The sequence below is a fragment of the Pseudomonas sp. JS425 genome (genome assembly GCF_018223845.1).
Taxonomy (GTDB): domain Bacteria; phylum Pseudomonadota; class Gammaproteobacteria; order Pseudomonadales; family Pseudomonadaceae; genus Aquipseudomonas; species Aquipseudomonas asiatica.
Genome location: NZ_CP073661.1, coordinates 2,063,688 through 2,082,118 on the forward strand (window position 1 = coordinate 2,063,688; position 18,431 = coordinate 2,082,118).

Sequence of the window (18,431 nt, forward strand, 5' to 3'; positions counted from 1 at the left end):
GGTTAATGTGCGCGGCGTTCACGCTTGATTAGACTGCACCCGAATTTTCTCATGGCGCCCCGGCGGCATGATCGCGCCCCGCGAGCGACCGTAGCTTGCGGGCCAGTTCTGAAGGAGTACGCATGGCTGTCTACAACTACGACGTAGTGGTGCTGGGTTCCGGCCCGGCCGGAGAAGGTGCGGCAATGAACGCCGCCAAAGCAGGGCGCAAGGTGGCGATGGTCGATAGCCGTCGCCAGGTCGGGGGCAACTGCACCCACCTGGGCACCATCCCGTCCAAGGCACTGCGTCACTCGGTGCGGCAGATCATGCAGTTCAACACCAACCCGATGTTCCGTGCCATCGGTGAGCCGCGCTGGTTCTCGTTCCCCGACGTGCTGAAAAGCGCCGAGAAGGTCATCGCCAAGCAGGTAGCGTCGCGCACCGGCTACTACGCACGTAACCGCGTGGATGTGTTCTTCGGCACCGGCAGCTTCGCCGACGAGCAGACCGTCGAAGTGGTCTGCCCGAACGGTGTGGTGGAAAAGCTCAACGCCAAGCACATCATCATCGCCACCGGCTCGCGCCCGTACCGCCCGGCCGATATCGACTTCCACCACCCGCGCGTCTACGACAGCGACACCATCCTCAGCCTCAGCCACACCCCACGCAAATTGATCGTGTACGGAGCCGGCGTGATCGGTTGCGAATACGCCTCGATCTTCAGCGGCCTTGGTGTATTGGTAGAGCTGGTAGACAACCGTGGCCAGTTGCTGAGCTTCCTCGACTCGGAAATTTCCCAGGCGCTGAGCTACCACTTCAGCAACAACAACATCACCGTGCGCCACAACGAAGAGTATGAGCGCGTCGAAGGCCTGGACAACGGGGTGATCCTGCACCTGAAGTCGGGCAAGAAGATCAAGGCCGACGCCTTGCTGTGGTGCAACGGCCGTACCGGCAACACTGACAAGCTGGGCCTGGAAAACATCGGCATCAAGGTCAACAGCCGCGGCCAGATCGAGGTCGACGAGGCCTACCGCACCAGCGTGCCGAACATCTACGGTGCCGGCGACGTGATCGGCTGGCCAAGCCTGGCCAGTGCTGCCCATGACCAGGGCCGTTCGGCAGCTGGCAGCATCGTGGACAATGGCAGCTGGCGCTTCGTCAATGATGTGCCGACCGGTATCTATACCATTCCGGAGATCAGCTCGATCGGCAAGAACGAGCAGGAACTGACCCAGGCCAAGGTGCCGTACGAAGTGGGCAAAGCCTTCTTCAAGAGCATGGCTCGTGCACAGATCGCCGGCGAGCCGCAAGGCATGCTGAAGATCCTGTTCCACCGCGAAACACTGGAGGTGCTGGGCGTACACTGCTTCGGCTACCAGGCTTCGGAAATCGTCCATATCGGCCAGGCCGTGATGAACCAGCCGGGCGAGCTGAACAACCTGAAGTATTTCGTCAACACCACGTTCAACTACCCGACCATGGCCGAAGCCTATCGGGTAGCTGCCTACGATGGCCTGAACCGGCTTTTTTGAGCGGCTCCGACCGGTGGCCTGAGCCGGTCGGAGAGACCGATTTCAACCCTGCCCGAGGGTGGTCCTGGCCAAACCGGGAAAGTCTGTAATCAGGCTGTCCACACCGAAGTCAGCGAGCCGGCGCATCAGTGCCGGTTCGTTGACCGTCCACACCGACACGTGCAAACCCTGGGCCTGGGCTTTCAGCAGGCGCTCGGGGGTGCACAGCGTCCAGTTCAATGCCAGCAGGTTGCAGCCGTAGTTCTGTGCCACCTTCAATGGGTCGAGCCAGGCGTATTCGGCTACCAGCCCGCGTTTGACGTCCGGCACCAGCTCCAGGGCGGCACCCAGCACTTCGCGTGAGCTGGAGGTAATGGTCACCTTGTCCAGCAGGCCGTACTGCTGGGCCAGTTCGCGGATCGCCAGCACGGTGGTCGCGGCGCGGGTACGCGAGGCGCTTTTCACTTCCAGCTGCCAATGCTCGAACGGGCACTTCTGGAACAGTTCTTCCAGCCTCGGAATCGGGCAGGGCTGAACATGGCCCGGGCCGCCTTTGCGGGCATCTATCTTGACCAGGTCTGCGGCCGGGTGCTCGACCACCTTGCCGCGTTTGCCGGTGGTGCGCTTGAGGGTCGGGTCGTGGATCACCATCAGCTCGTTGTCGGCCGACAGGTGCAAGTCCAGCTCGCAGCGGGTCACGCCATGGGCGAGGCATTGCTGGAAGCTCTTCAGGGTATTCTCGGGCGCTTCGCCCTTGGCGCCGCGGTGGCCGTAGATCAGGGTCACGTTCGTTCCTTCAAATCAGAGAAAAATGGGCTCAGGAGGCGGGGTCGTTCTGTTCCAGCTGCTGGCGCCGTTGCTGCTGCTGGCGTTGCAGGATGTAGCGGGCCAGCAATTGCCGTTGGGCGTCGGTCATGTCGGTGAATTCGGTGCCGACCTCGAAGCCGCCCTCCGGGCGCGGGTCGCAATGGGTGACCTTGCCGCGCAGCAGCAGGCCGTGGGCGCGCGGCATCAGCACCATCTTCACCTTCACCCGGGTGCCGGAGGCAACCGCTGTGGCTTGTGCGAACTCGATGCCGCCTTCGGAAATGACAACCGGCTGGGGCTGGCCAACTTCGCCGAGCAGGGTCTGGGCAACTACTGCGCTAAGCAGGTCGAGGCGTTTGTTCTGCGCGCGCAGGAAAGCGGCGAGGGTGCGGTCCTTCTCGCTCAGCTGGCGCAGCAGGTGCTGCGACTCGAAGTCGGACAGGTGCAGCTCGCTGAGCAGGTTGAACAAAGGCGAATCATCTTGCAACACTTCTGGGTCAAGGGCTTCGGCCGCGCTGAGGGGGCTGATTTGAAGTGCGATCCGATCTTCGATGCGGTAGTATTCGCGGCGATCTTCTTCGTCTAATGTCGTCATGGCGAACCCAAGGTAGCGGCGGTGGTCCGAGTGTAAAGCCGCCGTAGGCGCCTCGCCACAAGGACGTTCCCTTTCATCCGAACAAGCCCCGACATGTTCAGACCTCTTTTCGCATTCATCGGCACGCGTTATACCCGTGCCAAACGTCGCAATCACTTCGTCTCGTTCATTTCCCTGACCTCGATGATCGGCCTCGCCCTGGGCGTGGTGGTGATGATCGTGGTGCTCTCGGTCATGAACGGTTTCGACCACGAGATGCGTACCCGCGTGTTGGGCATGATCCCCCATGCCACGCTGGAGAGCGGCCAGCCCATTGCCGACTGGCCGGCCCTTGCCCAACAAGTAAAGCAGAATCCGCAGGTGGTGGCGGTTGCGCCCTTCACCCAGATGCAGGGCCTGCTGACCCACGAAGGCAAGGTGCAGAAGGTGCTGCTCAACGGCATCGACCCGGCCCGCGAGCGCGAAGTGTCGATCATCGACAAGTTCGTCCTGCAAGGCCGCCTGGACCAGCTGGCGCCGGGCGAGTGGGGCATCATGATCGGCGACAAGGCCGCGGCCAAGCTGGGCGTGGGCATCGGCGACAAGCTCACCTTCGTCGCCCCCGAGGTCAGCGTGACCCCGGCCGGCATGTTCCCGCGCATGAAGCGCTTCACCGTGGTCGGCACCTTCCACGTGGGCGCGGGCGAAATCGACGGCTACCTGGGCCTGACCAACATCAGCGACCTGTCCCGCCTGCACCGCTGGAAGCCTGACCAGGTCCAGGGCCTGCGCCTGAAGTTCGACGACCTGTTCCAGGCGCCGCGGGTGGCCTGGGACATCGCCCAGCGCCTGGGTGACCAGGAGTTCTACAGCCGTGACTGGACCCGTACCCACGGCAACCTGTACCAGGCAATCCGCATGGAAAAGGCCATGATCGGCCTGCTGTTGCTGCTGATCGTGGCGGTGGCGGCGTTCAACATCATTTCCACCCTGGTGATGGTGGTCAACGACAAGCGTGGCGACATCGCCATCCTGCGTACCCTGGGCGCCACGCCCGGGCAGATCATGCTCATCTTCATGGTCCAGGGCACGGTGATCGGGGTGATCGGTACCCTGATCGGCGCCGTGGTCGGGATCGTCGCCGCGCTGAACGTGAGCGCGGTGATCGCCGGCATCGAGAAACTGATCGGGCACAAGTTCCTCAACGCCGACGTGTATTTCATCGATTATCTGCCGTCGCAGATCCAGGCCCAGGACGTGTACATGGTCTGTGGCGCGGCACTGGTCCTGAGTTTCTTCGCCACCCTGTACCCGGCCTGGCGTGCGGCCCGCACCCAGCCTGCAGAGGCGCTACGTTATGAGTGAGTCGCGCATGAGTGATAAAGCCGTTCTGAGTTGCCGCAACCTGGGCAAGTCCTACGACGAGGGCCCGGAGTCGGTGCAGGTGCTGTCCGGGCTCAACCTCGAGCTGCACGCCGGTGAGCGGGTAGCCATCGTGGGTAGCTCCGGCTCGGGCAAGAGTACCTTGCTCAACCTGCTGGGCGGCCTCGACCGGCCGACCCAGGGCAGCGTCTGGCTGGCCGGCGAGGAGCTGTCGGCACTGGGCGAGCGTGCCCGTGGCCTGTTGCGCAACCGCGAGCTGGGCTTTGTCTACCAGTTCCACCACTTGCTGCCGGAATTCACTGCCATCGAAAACGTGTGCATGCCGTTGCTGATCGGCCGCACGCCGATCCCCGAGGCCCGTGAGCGTGCCGAGGCGCTGCTCAAGCGTGTTGGCCTGGCCCACCGCTTCAACCACAAGCCGGCCGAGTTGTCCGGTGGTGAGCGCCAGCGGGTGGCGATTGCCCGGGCACTGGTCAACCGCCCCGGCCTGGTAATGCTCGACGAGCCGACCGGCAACCTCGACCACCACACCGCCCAGGGCATCCAGGAGTTGATGCAGGAGCTGTCCAGTGCGTCGCGCACGGCGTTCCTGGTGGTCACCCACGACCTCAACCTGGCACGCCAGATGGATCGTGTATTGAAGCTCGACGACGGCCACCTGGTGGCGATCTGATCGACTGCACGGGGTGGCCGGTGCCGCCCCGTTTTCCTGTTTTCATTGGGTATTTTCGTACATGTTCAGACCCTTGCCCATCTTCATCGGCGCGCGCTACACCCGAGCCAAGCGCCGCAACCACTTCATCTCGTTCATCTCGATGACCTCGATGATCGGCCTGTCGCTGGGCGTGCTGGCGATGATCGTGGTGCTGTCGGTGATGAACGGTTTCCAGCGCGAAATGAGTTCGCGCATCCTCGGCCTGGTGCCGCATGCCGCCATCCTCGGCGTGCAGCCACTGGACGACTGGCACAAGGTGGCCGACGCGGCCATGCGCGACCCGGCGGTGATGGCGGCAGCGCCGATTACCGAAATGGAAGGCATGCTGTCGTACAAGGGCGCGATGCAGCCGATCCAGGTCGGCGGTATCGACCCGGCCGAAGAGGGCAAGGTCTCGATCGTCGGCCAGCATATCGTCCAGGGCCGGCTGCAGGACCTGCAGCCGGGTGAGTTCGGCGTGGTCATCGGTGAGCTGACTGCGCGGCGCTTCCGCTTGAATACCGGCGACAAACTGACCCTGATCGTGCCGGAAATCAGCAAGGAGCCGGGCGGCATCACCCCGCGCATGCAGCGCCTGACCGTGGTCGGTATCTTCAAGGTCGGCGCCGAGCTGGACGGCTCGCAGGCTTACATTCACGTCGCCGATGCCGGCGCCATGCAGCGCTGGGCGCCGGGCCAGGTGCAGGGCGTGCGCCTGAAGCTGCACGACCTGTATGCCGCACCGCAGGTGTCCAAGGCCATCGCTGCCGGGCTGGGTGATGCCTACCGTGCCGATGACTGGTCGCATACCCAGGGCAGCCTGTTCAGCGCCATGAAGATGGAAAAGACCATGATCGGCCTGCTGTTGCTGATGATCATTGCGGTGGCAGCGTTCAACATCATCGCCACCCTGGTGATGGTGGTGAACGACAAGGGGCCGGACATCGCCATCCTGCGCACCCTGGGCGCCACGCCGGCGCAGATCATGGGCACGTTCATGGTCCAGGGCAGCCTGATCGGTATTGTCGGGACGCTGATCGGTGGTGTGCTTGGGGTGGTTGCGGCGTTCAACGTCAGCCAGATCGTCGGTTGGCTGGAGCGGGTGAGCGGGCAGCACATCTTTACTTCGGATGTGTACTTCGTCAGCAGCTTGCCGTCGCAGTTGCAGTGGGGCGATGTGGCGATCATCTGCACTGCCGGGTTGGTGATGAGCTTCCTGGCGACCATTTACCCGGCTTATCGGGCATCGCAGGTGCAGCCGGCGATTGGCCTGGCGGTTTAATGTCTACCTCAGGTTATTGAGCGGCTCTGTGGGAGCGGGTTTACCCGCGAAGAATCCAGCACGTTGCATGGCACCGGCTTCGCCGGTGTTCGCGGGTAAACCCGCTCCCACAGGGTGGCGTGCCAGCCCCGATGTCACTGGTCTTCAGTGAAATCGATCACGAATCGCGTCCACCCGTCCGCACACTCCGCCCTGATGCGCCCACCATGGGCCTGCACGATCGACCGGGTAATCGCCAACCCCAACCCGGCATGCTCGCTACTGCCTTCCCGCCGCGCCGGGTCCACCCGGTAGAAGCGGTCGAAGAGCCGCGGTAGCGCCGCCGGCTCGATAGCCGCCCCGGTATTGGCCACGCCAATCCTCGGCCCTGGCCCCAATGTCACCTGTATCAGCCCTCCCGCCGGGGTAAAGCGCAAGGCATTGTCCAGCAAGTTGGACAGCGCCCGGCGCAGCATATGCCGGTCGCCCTGCAGCAGCGCCTCACCCTCGCGCAGCATCTGCACGCCGCTGTCCTCTGCCAGCGGCGCGTAGTACTCCAGCAGCGCATCCACCTCCTCATGCAGCACCAGCGGTGCTTGCCCGGGCACTAGCAGGCCATGGTCGGCCTTGGCCAGGAACAGCATGTCGTTGATCATCTGCGCCATCCATTGCAGCTCTTCGAGGTTGCCGTGCAGAGCTTCGCGGTACTCTTCGAGGCTGCGCGGGCGGGTGAGGGTGACCTGGGTGTGGGTCAGCAGGTTGGACAGCGGCGTGCGCAGTTCGTGGGCGATGTCGGCAGAGAATGCCGACAGGCGCTGGAAGGCATCGTCCAGGCGCTGCAGCATGGCGTTCATGGCCGTCGCCAGTTCGGCCAGCTCTTCGGGCATCTGTGCCACCGGCAGGCGGGTGGTGAGCGAGCGCGCCGACACGCTGGCAGCCACCTGGCCCATCTGCCGCAACGGGCGTAACCCGCGGCGTGCAGCCCAGGCACCGAGCAGCGCAGTGGCCAGCGCCGAAAGGCCCACCGTCAGCCAGATCAGCCGCTGCATGCCCTGCAGGAAGTGCTGGTGATGGGTGATGTCGAGATACACGGTCAGTTGTGGCGACTGCGGGGCGCCTTGCGCCAGGTGCACGGCCAGGCTGCGGTAGTCGGTGCCTTGCGCATGCAGGGTTGCCAGCCCGTCGGGCAGCGGTGTCCGGGGCAGGCCTGTGCGGCTTTCGAACCAGGTGGCGCCGTCGCTGCCGTTGATGCGCAGGGCCAGGTCGGCCTGGTGGCCCAGTTCATCGCGCAGGGCAGGCAGGCGCGCCTGCAGCTCGGCCGGGGTGGAGATGCCGGCCAGCTGGGTGCGGAACAGCGACAGGCGCGAGTCCAGCAGCTGCCGGTCCAGTTCGACGAAGTGCTGCTCGCTGGCCCGGCTGAATATCAGGCCGGCACCGAGCGAGACAGCGGCGGTGCAGGCGGCGAACAGCAGGGCCAGGCGGCTGCCGAGGGAGACCCGAGGCATCACTCCGCGCGCTCTTCGAGTACATAGCCCATGCCGCGTACGGTATGGATCAGTTTGTTGGGGTGCGGGTCGTCGATCTTCAGGCGCAGGCGGCGGATCGCTACTTCGATCACATTGGTGTCGCTGTCGAAATTCATATCCCACACCTGCGAGGCGATCAGCGATTTGGGCAGCACCTCGCCCTGGCGGCGCAGCAGCAGTTCAAGCAGGGCGAACTCCTTGGCGGTCAGGTCGATGCGCTGGCCGGCGCGCTCGGCGCGGCGGCGGATCAGGTCCAGGCGCAGGTCGGCCAGGCCCAGGGTGGTGTCCTGGCTGGGGCTGGTGCCCCGGCGCAGCAGGCTGCGCACCCGCGCCAGCAGTTCGGAGAAGGCGAACGGCTTGACCAGGTAATCATCGGCGCCCAGCTCCAGGCCGTGTACCCGGTCCTCCACGGCATCGCGGGCGGTGAGAAACAGCACCGGGGTGTCCAGGCCGGCCTGGCGCACGGCCTGGAGGATCTGCCAGCCGTCACGGCCGGGCAGCATCACGTCGAGAATCAGCAGGTCGTGGTCGCCGGTCAGGGCGAGGAACTGGCCGGTCTCGCCGTCGGTGGCCAGTTCGGTGGCGAAGCCGGCCTCGTTCAGACCCTGGCTCAGGTACTGGCCGGTACGGGCCTGGTCTTCGACGATCAGCAGTTTCATTGGGTGAATTGACTCCAGCAAACGGCACAAAACCCTGTGGGAGCGGGTTTACCCGCGAACACCGGGATTGGGTGATGCTGAGATGATACGTGACGATGCACCGGCTTGCCCCAAACTGACGAAGATGTAATCCCGCTGACTTGCGCTCCAAGGCGGGGTGCAAAACCGGTAGACTAGGGGCAATTTCGAACCTTCAGGTCAGTTTCCATGCATCCCGCTGCCGAACATTCCCCGCTGGGCAAGTCCAGCGAATACATTGCCACCTATTCCCCGGAGCTGCTGTTCCCGATCCCGCGTACCGCCAAGTGGGCCGAGCTGGGCGTTACCGCCCAGACCTTGCCGTGGCAGGGTGTGGATTACTGGAACTGCTTCGAGCTGAGCTGGCTGCTGCCGTCGGGCAAGCCGGTGGTGGCGATCGGCGAGTTCGCCATCCCCGCCGACTCGCCGAACATCATCGAGTCCAAGTCGTTCAAGCTGTATCTGAACTCGTTGAACCAGACGGTGTTCGCCTCGCTTGGCGAGCTGCAGGCGTGCCTGGAGAAAGACCTGTCCGCCGCCGCCGGCAAGCCGGTGGGCGTGAAAGTGCGCACCCTGGCCGAGGTCGAGGCCCAAGGCGTGGTGGCCTTGCCGGGGCAGTGCATCGATGAGCTGGACGTTGCCATCAGCAACTACGAACAGCCGCAGCCAGAGCTGCTGCGCTGCAACCCGGAGCAACAGGTGGAAGAAACCCTGCACAGCCACCTGCTGAAGTCCAACTGCCCGGTCACCGGTCAGCCGGACTGGGGCAGCGTGGTGGTCGAATACAAGGGCAGGGCGCTGGACCATGCCAGCCTGCTGACCTACCTGATCAGCTTCCGCCAGCATGCCGACTTCCACGAGCAGTGTGTGGAGCGGATCTACCTGGACTTGAAGAACCTGCTGCAGCCGGAGCATTTGACGGTGTATGCGCGCTATGTGCGCCGGGGTGGGCTGGATATCAACCCTTACCGCAGCACGGGGGCGATCAGCCCGGACAACATGCGCCTGGTTCGGCAGTAAGGTTCGCAAGTACGCCGGGGGGCGCTTCGCGCCCCTATCGCGACACAAGGCCGCTCCTACAGGTACAGCGCAAGATTTGGGGCTTGCGCTGTACCTGTAGGAGCGGCCTTGTGTCGCGATAGGGCCGCAAAGCGGCCCCAGTATTTCTAGATCCCCATGCTGTGCAGCGAGTTGGCAATGCTGCGCAGCGTGGCGGTGAGGTCGGGGTGGTCGGCCTCGAAGCGTTCGATCGCCAGGTTCACGCCGTCCACCAGGTTGTTGTCTGGCGTGGCTTCCTCAAGCTTCAGTTGCGCCTCGATCTGGCGCGCTTCTTCGTGCAGCGCGGCCAGCTCCTCGTCCGAAAGCGGCACGTTGCGATCCAGTTGCTCGCGCAAGCTGTTCAGGCGCTCTTGCAATTCGCGGGCAGGCATTGGCAGTTCTCCATCAATGGCTTGGCAAGCCATGGACCTCAGCGAAGCGGCAAAGGTTCTGGCCTGTCTTCAGCGTAATCCACCTGCCGATGCTTTGCATGATCCGCGTCAACGGTGCTGTATCAGGGTTTTTCGCCCTTGCGCCGGCGTTGGGCGATGTCCTGCAGGCAGGTGTCCAGCGCTTCCAGGTGGTCGATGACCGAGTGCACGCCCAGGCTGAACAGTTCCAGCGTCGCCTTGCCACGGGCCAGGTCCTGCTCCTGCGGGGTCAAGGCTTGCCATTGCCGCGAGCTGCGGTCGCAGAACGGGCTGCAGGCAGCCAGCCCCACCGTCCACAGCCCCGCGTTCAGGCCAGATTGCAGCAGGCGTGGGTCGCCGCTGACCAGCACGCAGCCGTCCAGGCGTTCGCTGTCCAGCGTCATCAGGGCCTGCCAGCAGGCGTTCGGCGCCGGCCAGCGCACGCCGGTCACCGAATGCCCCGGTAGCCAGGCGGGCAGTACGTGCGCCAGGCGCTTGCTTTGGGGGGCGTCGAGGTCGTCCAGCCAGATGCACGGCACCCGGCGCTGGCGCAGGCTGGCGAGGGTGGCCAGCGCGCCGGGGGCGGGCGAGGGGGTACCGTTGGCGGCTTGCACCAGGCAGCCGCGCAAGCCGAACAGCACAGCGGTGAAGGCGGGTGCATTGTCCATGGCAACTTCCCTCAAATAGTCCGCAGGCTATTCGGCGATTGTTACCGCCCTGTGACAACCGGCACCGCGCAACAGTTGTTCACAAAATATTGAGCAGCGATGTGTAAAGCTGTTTATCAGCCCGCAAGCCTCTATACTGCCGCCGTACAGCAGCGCACCCGTTTGCGCTTGCGGCCGAGAAATTCGATGGAGAACACCTATGCGTAGGATCGGTGCCAGTGTGATCGAACGAGTCACCCAGGCCTGTGTCTGCGCCAGCATGCTGCTGGCGCCCGTGGCAGCCACCCAGGCAGCCACCGAGGAAGATCCCTGGGAAGCGGTCAACCGCCCGATCTTCCGTTTCAACGATACCCTCGACACCTATGCCCTCAAGCCATTGGCCAAGGGCTACCAGGCGGTCACCCCGCAGTTCCTCGAAGATGGCATCCACAACATCTTCCGCAACCTGGGCGACGTGACCAACCTGGCCAACGACCTGCTGCAGTTCAAGCCCCATGCGGCGGGCGTGGACACTGCGCGGCTGATCGTCAACACCACCTTCGGCCTGGGCGGCTTCTTCGACGTGGGTACCAAGATGGGCCTGCAGCGCAACGACGAGGATTTTGGCCAGACCCTCGGCTACTGGGGCGTGCCGAGCGGCCCGTACGTGGTCATCCCGCTGCTGGGCCCGAGCACCGTGCGTGACGGCGTGGCCAAGTACCCGGATACCTACACCAAACCCTACCGCTACATCGACCATGTGCCGACGCGCAATTCGATCTTTGCCCTGGATATCATCGACACCCGCGCCGACCTGCTGTCGGCAGAGAAGCTGATCCAGGGTGACAAGTACATCTTCATTCGCAACGCCTACCTGCAGAACCGCGAGTTCAAAGTCAAGGATGGCGAGGTCGAAGACGACTTCTGATCCTGCGCGGGTTCTTTGTGGGAGCGGCCTTGCGTCGCGAAAGGGCTGCGTAGCAGCCCCAGATCTCAGCATCCACGCGTGTATTGCCGGGGCCGCTTCACGGCCCTTTCGCGACACAAGGCCGCTCCCACGGGGCCCATCAATGCATCGCCACAATCCGCAACCCGAACTTCTGCTGCCCGCCCGGCTGGTCGGCAATCCACACCACTTCCGTGCTGGCGTGCAGCCCTTTCAGCGCCGGATGCTCGGACTCGATCCGTACCTCGATATGGTCCCCCACCTGGAAGCGCTGCGGTGCCTGCACCTGCATGCCGCCGCTGGACAGGTCAAGGCACACTGCCGCGATCACCTGGCCTTCGTGCAGAAGGCTGACCTCGGTGTCGATGCGCATGCGGATGAAATCGCGTTTCTCGCCGTGGCTGGAGGGCGTGTGGGGCATGCTGCATCCTTCCCGTCGGGTTGCGCTGGTCGACTTTCTTATAACTCTCGGTGATTTGCCCTGTAAAGTGCGCCGGGGTCGACCCTTGCATGCTTGAAACGCCTGCCGGATGGGAGTACCGTCTGCGCCTTACAAGGTAGCTCTCGCAGTTGCCAGACAGTTGCCGGGCAGGTGTTCTTGTCCTACAACTCAAGTAGAGTGTGACCATAAAGAATTCCCGTAGCTGGCCGTCTGCCTTGCCGACACCGCTGCACCAACCTAAATCGGCGCCGTTCGCCCACATGCAGAAAACCAGTGCAACGCTGCTGATCATCGATGACGACGACGTGGTACGTGCAAGCCTCGCCGCCTATCTTGAAGACAGTGGCTTCAGCGTCCTCCAGGCCGGCAATGGCCAGCAGGGGCTTCAGGTCTTCGAAGAACACCAGCCCGACCTCGTGATCTGCGATCTGCGCATGCCGCAGATGGGCGGCCTCGAACTGATCCGCCAGGTCAGCGAGCGCGCCCCGCAGTTGCCGGTGATCGTGGTGTCCGGTGCCGGCGTCATGAGTGATGCGGTGGAAGCGTTGCGCCTGGGCGCTGCCGACTACCTGATCAAGCCGCTGGAAGACCTGGCCGTGCTCGAGCATTCGGTGCGCCGCGCCCTCGACCGCTCGCGTCTGGTGCTGGAAAACCAGCGCTACCGCGACAAGCTCGAAGCCGCCAATCGCGAACTGGAAGCCAGCCTGCATCTGCTGCAGGAGGACCAGACCGCCGGTCGCCAGGTGCAGATGAACATGCTGCCGGAAAGCCCTTGGGTGGCCGGCGAGTTCGCCTTCGAGCACCAAATCATCCCGTCGCTGTACCTGTCGGGTGATTTTGCCGATTACTTCCGGGTGGACGAACGGCGCATCGCTTTCTATCTCGCCGACGTCTCCGGGCATGGCGCGTCCTCAGCGTTCGTCACCGTGCTGCTGAAGTTCATGACCACACGGCTGTTGTTCGAATTCAAGCGCGGCAGCAAAATGCGCGAGTTCAAACCTTCGCAGGTGCTCAGCCACATCAACCGCGGGCTGATCAACTGCAAGCTGGGCAAGCACGTGACCATGGTTGGCGGGGTAATCGATGAAGACACCGGCCTGCTGACCTACGCCGTTGGCGGCCATCTGCCGCTGCCGGTGCTGCACACCCCCGAGCACACCCGCTACCTGGAAGGCCGCGGCCTGCCGGTGGGGCTGTTCGACGAGGCTACTTACCAGGACCTGGTAGTGGAGCTGCCGCCGCAGTTCAGCCTCAGCCTGATGTCCGATGGCATTCTGGACCTTTTGCCGGGTGATACGCTCAAAGATAAAGAAACCGCCCTGCCGGAAATCGTCAGGGCAGCAGGTGGCAGCCTGGATGGGCTGCGTCAACGATTCGGATTGGCTACGCTTGGGGAGATGCCGGATGATATCGCCCTATTGGTGTTGAGCAGGAACCTTCAATGAGTACCGGTAGAATCCAGTTCGCCGAGCAGAGCGGCACCTTCGTCCTGAAATTCGTCGGTGAAGTGCGCCTGACCCTGTGTTCGGCGCTGGATGCGACGATCGAGAAGATTTTCACCGCATTGAACTTCTCGGCGATTGTCATTGACCTGACCGAAACCGAGAGCATCGACAGTACCACCCTGGGCCTGCTGGCCAAGTTGTCGATCCTGTCGCGCCAGAAGGTGGGCCTGTTGCCGACCGTGGTCACCACCAACCCGGACATTTCCCGGTTGTTGCAGTCGATGGGCTTCGATCAGGTGTTCAACATCGTCGATCGGCCGATCCCGTGTCCGGAATGCCTGACCGACCTGCCATCCCAGGACCAGAACGAAGACGTGGTGCGCTCCAAGGTGCTGGAGGCGCACAAGATCCTCATGGGCCTGAACGACTCCAACCGCGAAGCCTTCCATGACCTGGTCAATGCGCTGGAGCGGACCTGATCTTCAGCCTGTACCGGCCTCTTCGCGGGTAAACCCGCTCCCACAGGTTATGCACCAGTCTTGAGTCATGCACTCTACCTGTAGGAGCGGGTTTACCCGCGAAGAGGCCGGCAAGGCCAACACAAGCATTACCTGCCTGATCACCCTCGCCGCGCAAACTCGGTAGCCTCACCCCCACCCGCATCCAGCTGATACACCCGCGCCGGCCGCCCCTGTTCATCGAAGAACACCTGCCCCAACCCCGCACCGTTCCACAACCGCTCGCCAGCCTTGCTATGGCTGGGCGTACGCGGCACCACCTCCATTTCCCGCCGCTTGGTAAACCAGTTGAGCGGCGAGCGCGGCGCATACAGCCAGCGGTTGAGCCGGTCGAGCACATCCAGCAGGCGCCGCGGGAATTCGTTCTTGATCCCGCTGCTGGTCACCTGCCACAAGTGCGGGCTGCGCTGGCGGTGGCGGATCAGCACTTCATAGACGAACGAGTAATGCACATCGCCGGACAGCACCACGTAGTGCCCCGGCGTGCGCGAGTGGCGGAAGATGTTGAGGATGACCTGCGCTGCGCCGCGGTGGGCCATCCAGTTCTCGGCATCCACCAGCAGCGGGTAGCCCAGCCAGCTGAACAGCTTCTGCACCGTCTCGATCAGCTTCACGCCAAAAATCGGTGCAGGCGACACGATGATCGCCGAGGGGTGGTCCAGCAGTGCTTGCTGCAACTCGCTCAGCGCCTCCCAGTCGAGCAGCCCGGACGGCTTGGCCAGGCTGCTTTCGCTACGCCAGCGGCGGGTGCGGGTGTCCAGCACCAGCAAGGGTGGGTTGGTGGGCAGGCTGAACTGCCAGCCCTGGAAGCGCAGCAGTGCGCCGATCAGCTCATCCTGGGTCTGGCTGTTCAACGCCTGGCATTGCCCGACCAGTGGCTTGCAACCCTGCGGGTCGTTACCCCAAGCCTGGCACAGCAGGTAGCCGAGCAGGGCATTGCCGATGATCCGCCGCGAGAAGGGGTGGCCGTAGGTGGTTTCTTCCCATAGCGCCGATAGGTTCCAGTCGTCGGTGATGTCGTGGTCGTCGAAGATCATCAGGCACGGCAGGTGGGCCATCACCCGCGCTACCTGGCCGAGGTTGTCGGCAAACGCCTGGATCAGCGGCAGCTCCTGCCGGTAACGTGCCTGGCGCGGTGCGGTGAGCCCGTCGGGCATGTCCAGGTTCACCAGCTGCCAGGGCACCGGTGACCACACCAGCAGGTACATGGCCATGACCTCGGCGAAGGTCACCAGGTGGTTGTCGGCGTTGCTGGACGAGAAGATCGGCTTGCGCTTGCCGCCGAAAAAGCGCTCGCGCAGGGTTTCGTTGCGTTCCTGCGCCGGCAGCAGGTCGGCGCGGTGGTAATAGCAGGCCGGGTGCTGGTACAGCGCCTGGCTGTCGGGCACCACCGCGCCCTCCAGTTGCTCGTCGAACAGGCCCAGCCGCGCAATCAGGCTGTGGATGGCGCGCAGCATCGGGCCGGCGACGTCGTCGGCATAGACCTGGTCGCCGGTCATCAGCAGCACGGCGGGGCGGTCCGCGGGTTTTTCGCAGGCCTGCAGCAGGCGGTCGGCGCATAGCAGGCCATCGGCGGCCGGAAAATGCGGCTTGCGGCAGGAACCGTGCAGCAGGTGGTCGAGCCGATCGCGCAGTACCAGGCTTGGGCGCCGGGCGCCGGGGTAGAGCAGGTGCGGCGCCCAGCCTGCGATGCCCTGGCCGTTGATCAGCAGGTCATAGTCGAGCAGCTGGTTGCAGGGCAGCGGCTGGGCGAAGTGGATGTCCAGCAGGTGGATGAAGGCGTGCTGGCCCACCGCCACCACCTGGCAATCGACCTGGGCCTCGCCTGCCGGGAAGATGAATTCGGCTTGCAGCGGTTGCGTGGCGACCAGCCAGATGGCCAGGCGCTGGGGTTCCAGGCGGCGCAGTACCGGGCCGGCGAGTACGAGGGGCAATTGGGTAGAGGAGGTCATCGACAGCTCAGGTGGCTTCTCGGGCCTCTTCGCGGGTAAACCCGCTCCCACAGGTACAGCGCCAACTTCTGGCCTGTGGGAATCCTTGTGGGAGCGGGTTTACCCGCGAAGAGGCCCTGGAATTCAATACAAATCTAAGGCCAGGTAAAACAAAAACGGGCGGAAAATGCTGAACACTTCCCGCCCGTCAGGCAATCCCGAAATGTATCAGGCCTTTTCAGCCATCAACTTCTCCAGCTTCTCCTGGTCCCGCGCGAACTGGCGAATGCCCTCGGCCAGTTTCTCGGTACCCATGGCATCTTCGTTCATGGCCCAGCGGAACTGGCTTTCGTTCAGCTGTTGCTTGGCCTCGCCGGCATTGCCTGGCTTCAGCACCTGCGGCAGGTTGCCCTGGTCATCGCTGAGCTGCTGCAGCAGTTCCGGGCTGATGGTCAGGCGGTCGCAGCCGGCCAGCTGTTCGATCTGGCCGATATTGCGGAAGCTGGCGCCCATGACCACAGTCTTGTAGCCGTTGGCCTTGTAGTAGTTGTAGATGCGAGTGACCGACTGCACGCCCGGGTCTTCGGCGCCCACGTATTCCTTGCCGGTGCTCTTCTTGTACCAGTCGTAGATACGGCCCACGAACGGCGAAATCAGGAACACCCCGGCATCGGCGCAAGCCTGGGCCTGGGCAAAGGAGAACAGCAGGGTGAGGTTGGTCTGGATGCCTTCCTTCTCCAGCTTCTCGGCGGCGCGGATGCCTTCCCAGGTGGAGGCCAGCTTGATCAGCACGCGTTCGCGGCCAACACCGGCGGCTTCGTACAGCTCGATCAGCTTGCGCGCCTTGGCCAGCAGCGCGGGTTCATCGAACGACAGGCGGGCATCGACCTCGGTGGAGATACGCCCCGGGATGACCTTGAGGATGCCCGAGCCCACGGCCACCGCGAACTTGTCGCAGGCCAGGTCGACATTACCCTTGGCATCGGCCTTTACCTGCTTGAGCAGATCGGCGTAACCCGGGATGGCCGCAGCCTTGAGCAGCAGCGACGGGTTGGTGGTGGCATCGACCGGTTTCAGGCGGGTGATGGCGTCCAGGTCCCCGGTGTCGGCGACCACGGTGGTGAACTGCTTGAGTTGTTCCAGCTTGGAGGTCATGGGCGTGCTCTGTCCTGTGCAATGACTCGACATTACCCGAGCCCCGACGGCCACTCAAGGGCTCGCGAAGCGCGGTGCGAAAGGTGAGGATTCGAGTCGCAAGCGGCCCCTAGGTTCCGCATCTGCTTGCAAGGGCCGCTGGAGATACAACTGGCTTACACAAAATGTGGTGGTTTGCGCCATCCCTGTGGGAGCGGGTTTACCCGCGAACACCGGCGAAGCCGGTGCCATGTACCGAGTTGTTTTCTTCGCGGGTAAACCCGCTCCCACAGCATCTGCATATATCTGAACCCCTGCGGCATCCTGGAGGGGATGGTTTGCTGGCGATCAGGCTCACCTGCTGAATTACCGCCCCTGCAACAGCTCCACCGCCTGGTCGAACACCGCCAACGGCTCCGCCACCTTGTGGATATCCGCCGACAGCAACTGGCGGAAGCGCCGCGCCCCCTTGAACCCTTGGGCCAGCCCCAGGATATGCCGGGTAACGTGGTGCATCGCGCCACCACTTTCCATGTGCGCGACGATATAAGGCCGCAACTGCGCCAGCGCCTCGCTGCGGCTGACCACCGCCGCCTCGCTGCCGAACAGCTGCTGGTCCACCTCGGCCAGCAGGTAAGGGTTGTGGTACGCCTCACGCCCCAGCATCACCCCATCGAAGGTTTCAAGGTGTGCCTGGCACTCGGCCAGGGTCTTTATCCCGCCGTTGAGCACGATCTCCAGGTCCGGGAAGTCCGCCTTCAACTGCGCCGCCACGTCATAGCGCAGCGGCGGAATCTCACGGTTCTCCTTCGGCGACAGCCCTTCCAGGATCGCGATGCGCGCATGCACGGTAAAGCTCCCGCAACCTGCCTCGCGCACCTGGCCGACGAAGTCGCACAGCTCGGCGTAGCTGTCGCGGCCATTGATACCGATGCGGTGCTTGACCGTCACCGGGGTCGACACTGCATCGCGCATGGCTTTCACGCAATCGGCCACCAGCGCCGGGTGGGCCATGAGGCAGGCGCCGATCATGTTGTTCTGCACCCGGTCACTCGGGCAGCCGACGTTGAGGTTGACCTCATCGTAGCCAGCCTCCTCGGCCAGGCGGGCACAGGCGGCCAGGTCGGCCGGCACGCTGCCGCCCAGTTGCAGGGCCAGCGGGTGCTCGGAGACGTCGTGGCGCAGGAAACGCTGGGCGTCGTTGTGCAGCAGGGCACCGGTGGTGACCATTTCGGTGTACAGCAGGGTGTTTTTGGAAAGCAGGCGCAGGAAGAACCGGCAATGGCGGTCTGTCCAGTCCATCATGGGTGCAACGCTGAAGCGACGGGAAGGCTCAGGGCGCGTGGTTGCTGGGTTAGAGCCTGGGTTTGTGGTCATATCGTTCAACGTGTCTTGTACCAAATTCAGCAGTTTCGAAGGTGTTTTTAGCAATCCGGTTGCGCGCCCTGGCAAAAGTCGACGGCAAGTGCTCGGTGATAGCCAGGGCAGGCAGCTAGTTTACC

General features: G+C 63.8%; 18 protein-coding genes. 8 read left to right on the forward strand and 10 right to left on the reverse strand.

Going from position 1 to position 18,431, the window contains the following annotated elements; translation table 11 throughout:
* Nucleotides 1-122: 122 nt before the first annotated feature.
* A complete protein-coding gene (gene sthA / locus KDB76_RS09490) occupies nt 123-1,517 on the forward strand; it encodes a Si-specific NAD(P)(+) transhydrogenase (protein ID WP_013971726.1) in 1,395 nt (464 codons plus the stop codon).
* A 42-nt stretch (nt 1,518-1,559) separates the two neighbouring features.
* Here sthA and KDB76_RS09495 read toward each other — a convergent pair whose 3' ends face one another.
* Both KDB76_RS09495 and KDB76_RS09500 read right to left on the reverse strand, forming a co-directional pair.
* Nucleotides 1,560-2,282 carry a glycerophosphodiester phosphodiesterase gene (locus KDB76_RS09495; RefSeq protein WP_013971727.1) on the reverse strand — a complete coding sequence of 241 codons (723 nt, stop codon included), beginning with the start codon at nt 2,280-2,282 and terminating at the stop codon, nt 1,560-1,562.
* Nucleotides 2,283-2,313: 31 nt separating this feature from the next.
* Nucleotides 2,314-2,898 carry a PilZ domain-containing protein gene (locus tag KDB76_RS09500; protein WP_212632265.1) on the reverse strand — a complete coding sequence of 195 codons (585 nt, stop codon included), beginning with the start codon at nt 2,896-2,898 and terminating at the stop codon, nt 2,314-2,316.
* A 93-nt stretch (nt 2,899-2,991) separates the two neighbouring features.
* Here KDB76_RS09500 and KDB76_RS09505 point away from each other — a divergent pair, with 93 nt between their 5' ends.
* The 3 genes from KDB76_RS09505 to KDB76_RS09515 all read left to right on the forward strand — a co-directional run bounded on the left by KDB76_RS09505 (nt 2,992) and on the right by KDB76_RS09515 (nt 6,236).
* Nucleotides 2,992-4,242 carry a lipoprotein-releasing ABC transporter permease subunit gene (locus tag KDB76_RS09505; RefSeq protein WP_015269543.1) on the forward strand — a complete coding sequence of 417 codons (1,251 nt, stop codon included), beginning with the start codon at nt 2,992-2,994 and terminating at the stop codon, nt 4,240-4,242.
* 7 nt (nt 4,243-4,249) lie between these two features.
* On the forward strand, nt 4,250-4,933 hold the full coding sequence (lolD, locus tag KDB76_RS09510) for a lipoprotein-releasing ABC transporter ATP-binding protein LolD (RefSeq protein ID WP_169774647.1): 684 nt from the start codon (nt 4,250-4,252) through the stop codon (nt 4,931-4,933).
* 61 nt (nt 4,934-4,994) lie between these two features.
* Nucleotides 4,995-6,236 (forward strand): lipoprotein-releasing ABC transporter permease subunit, encoded by a 1,242-nt coding sequence (locus KDB76_RS09515; RefSeq protein WP_013971731.1) that lies wholly within the window; start codon nt 4,995-4,997, stop codon nt 6,234-6,236.
* A 134-nt stretch (nt 6,237-6,370) separates the two neighbouring features.
* Here KDB76_RS09515 and KDB76_RS09520 read toward each other — a convergent pair whose 3' ends face one another.
* Entirely contained in the window at nt 6,371-7,723 is a 1,353-nt protein-coding gene (locus tag KDB76_RS09520; RefSeq protein WP_038409182.1) for a heavy metal sensor histidine kinase, read from the reverse strand.
* On the reverse strand, nt 7,720-8,400 hold the full coding sequence (gene cinR, locus KDB76_RS09525) for a two-component system response regulator CinR (protein WP_015269546.1): 681 nt from the start codon (nt 8,398-8,400) through the stop codon (nt 7,720-7,722). The genes KDB76_RS09520 and cinR overlap by 4 nt, the downstream gene beginning before the upstream one ends.
* Before the next feature lie 207 nt (nt 8,401-8,607).
* On the opposite strand from cinR, the gene queF reads away from it, so the two are divergent.
* Nucleotides 8,608-9,438, forward strand: coding sequence for an NADPH-dependent 7-cyano-7-deazaguanine reductase QueF (gene queF, locus KDB76_RS09530; protein WP_023662003.1), 831 nt, complete (start codon nt 8,608-8,610; stop codon nt 9,436-9,438).
* 146 nt (nt 9,439-9,584) lie between these two features.
* On the opposite strand, the gene KDB76_RS09535 is transcribed toward queF, so the two are convergent.
* Both KDB76_RS09535 and KDB76_RS09540 read right to left on the reverse strand, forming a co-directional pair.
* Nucleotides 9,585-9,848 (reverse strand): DUF4404 family protein, encoded by a 264-nt coding sequence (locus tag KDB76_RS09535; protein WP_004376395.1) that lies wholly within the window; start codon nt 9,846-9,848, stop codon nt 9,585-9,587.
* A gap of 122 nt (nt 9,849-9,970) precedes the next feature.
* Nucleotides 9,971-10,534 (reverse strand): hypothetical protein, encoded by a 564-nt coding sequence (locus KDB76_RS09540; RefSeq protein WP_024086585.1) that lies wholly within the window; start codon nt 10,532-10,534, stop codon nt 9,971-9,973.
* 199 nt (nt 10,535-10,733) lie between these two features.
* On the opposite strand from KDB76_RS09540, the gene KDB76_RS09545 reads away from it, so the two are divergent.
* Entirely contained in the window at nt 10,734-11,441 is a 708-nt protein-coding gene (locus tag KDB76_RS09545) for a VacJ family lipoprotein (protein ID WP_015269550.1), read from the forward strand.
* 139 nt (nt 11,442-11,580) lie between these two features.
* Here the strand turns inward: KDB76_RS09545 and KDB76_RS09550 are convergent, their stop codons facing one another.
* Nucleotides 11,581-11,880, reverse strand: a complete 300-nt coding sequence (locus tag KDB76_RS09550; RefSeq protein ID WP_013971739.1) for a PilZ domain-containing protein — start codon at nt 11,878-11,880, stop codon at nt 11,581-11,583.
* 281 nt (nt 11,881-12,161) lie between these two features.
* On the opposite strand from KDB76_RS09550, the gene rssB reads away from it, so the two are divergent.
* Together rssB and rssC are read left to right on the forward strand one after the other, a co-directional pair.
* Nucleotides 12,162-13,346: a two-component system response regulator RssB gene (rssB, locus tag KDB76_RS09555; protein WP_015269551.1), complete on the forward strand. Its 1,185-nt coding sequence runs from the start codon at nt 12,162-12,164 to the stop codon at nt 13,344-13,346.
* A complete protein-coding gene (gene rssC, locus KDB76_RS09560; protein WP_013971741.1) occupies nt 13,343-13,825 on the forward strand; it encodes an anti-sigma factor antagonist RssC in 483 nt (160 codons plus the stop codon). Before rssB ends, rssC begins: the two co-directional genes overlap by 4 nt.
* Nucleotides 13,826-13,965: 140 nt before the next feature.
* Here the strand turns inward: rssC and KDB76_RS09565 are convergent, their stop codons facing one another.
* The 3 genes from KDB76_RS09565 to dusA form a co-directional block, all read right to left on the reverse strand.
* The gene (locus KDB76_RS09565) at nt 13,966-15,816 is read right to left on the reverse strand and encodes an alkaline phosphatase D family protein (RefSeq protein WP_038409184.1); all 1,851 of its coding nucleotides are present in this window, start codon (nt 15,814-15,816) and stop codon (nt 13,966-13,968) included.
* 207 nt (nt 15,817-16,023) lie between these two features.
* A complete protein-coding gene (gene tal, locus KDB76_RS09570) occupies nt 16,024-16,950 on the reverse strand; it encodes a transaldolase (RefSeq protein ID WP_024086587.1) in 927 nt (308 codons plus the stop codon).
* A 345-nt stretch (nt 16,951-17,295) separates the two neighbouring features.
* The gene (dusA, locus tag KDB76_RS09575) at nt 17,296-18,306 is read right to left on the reverse strand and encodes a tRNA dihydrouridine(20/20a) synthase DusA (RefSeq protein WP_023660669.1); all 1,011 of its coding nucleotides are present in this window, start codon (nt 18,304-18,306) and stop codon (nt 17,296-17,298) included.
* Between the last annotated feature and the right edge of the window lie 125 nt (nt 18,307-18,431).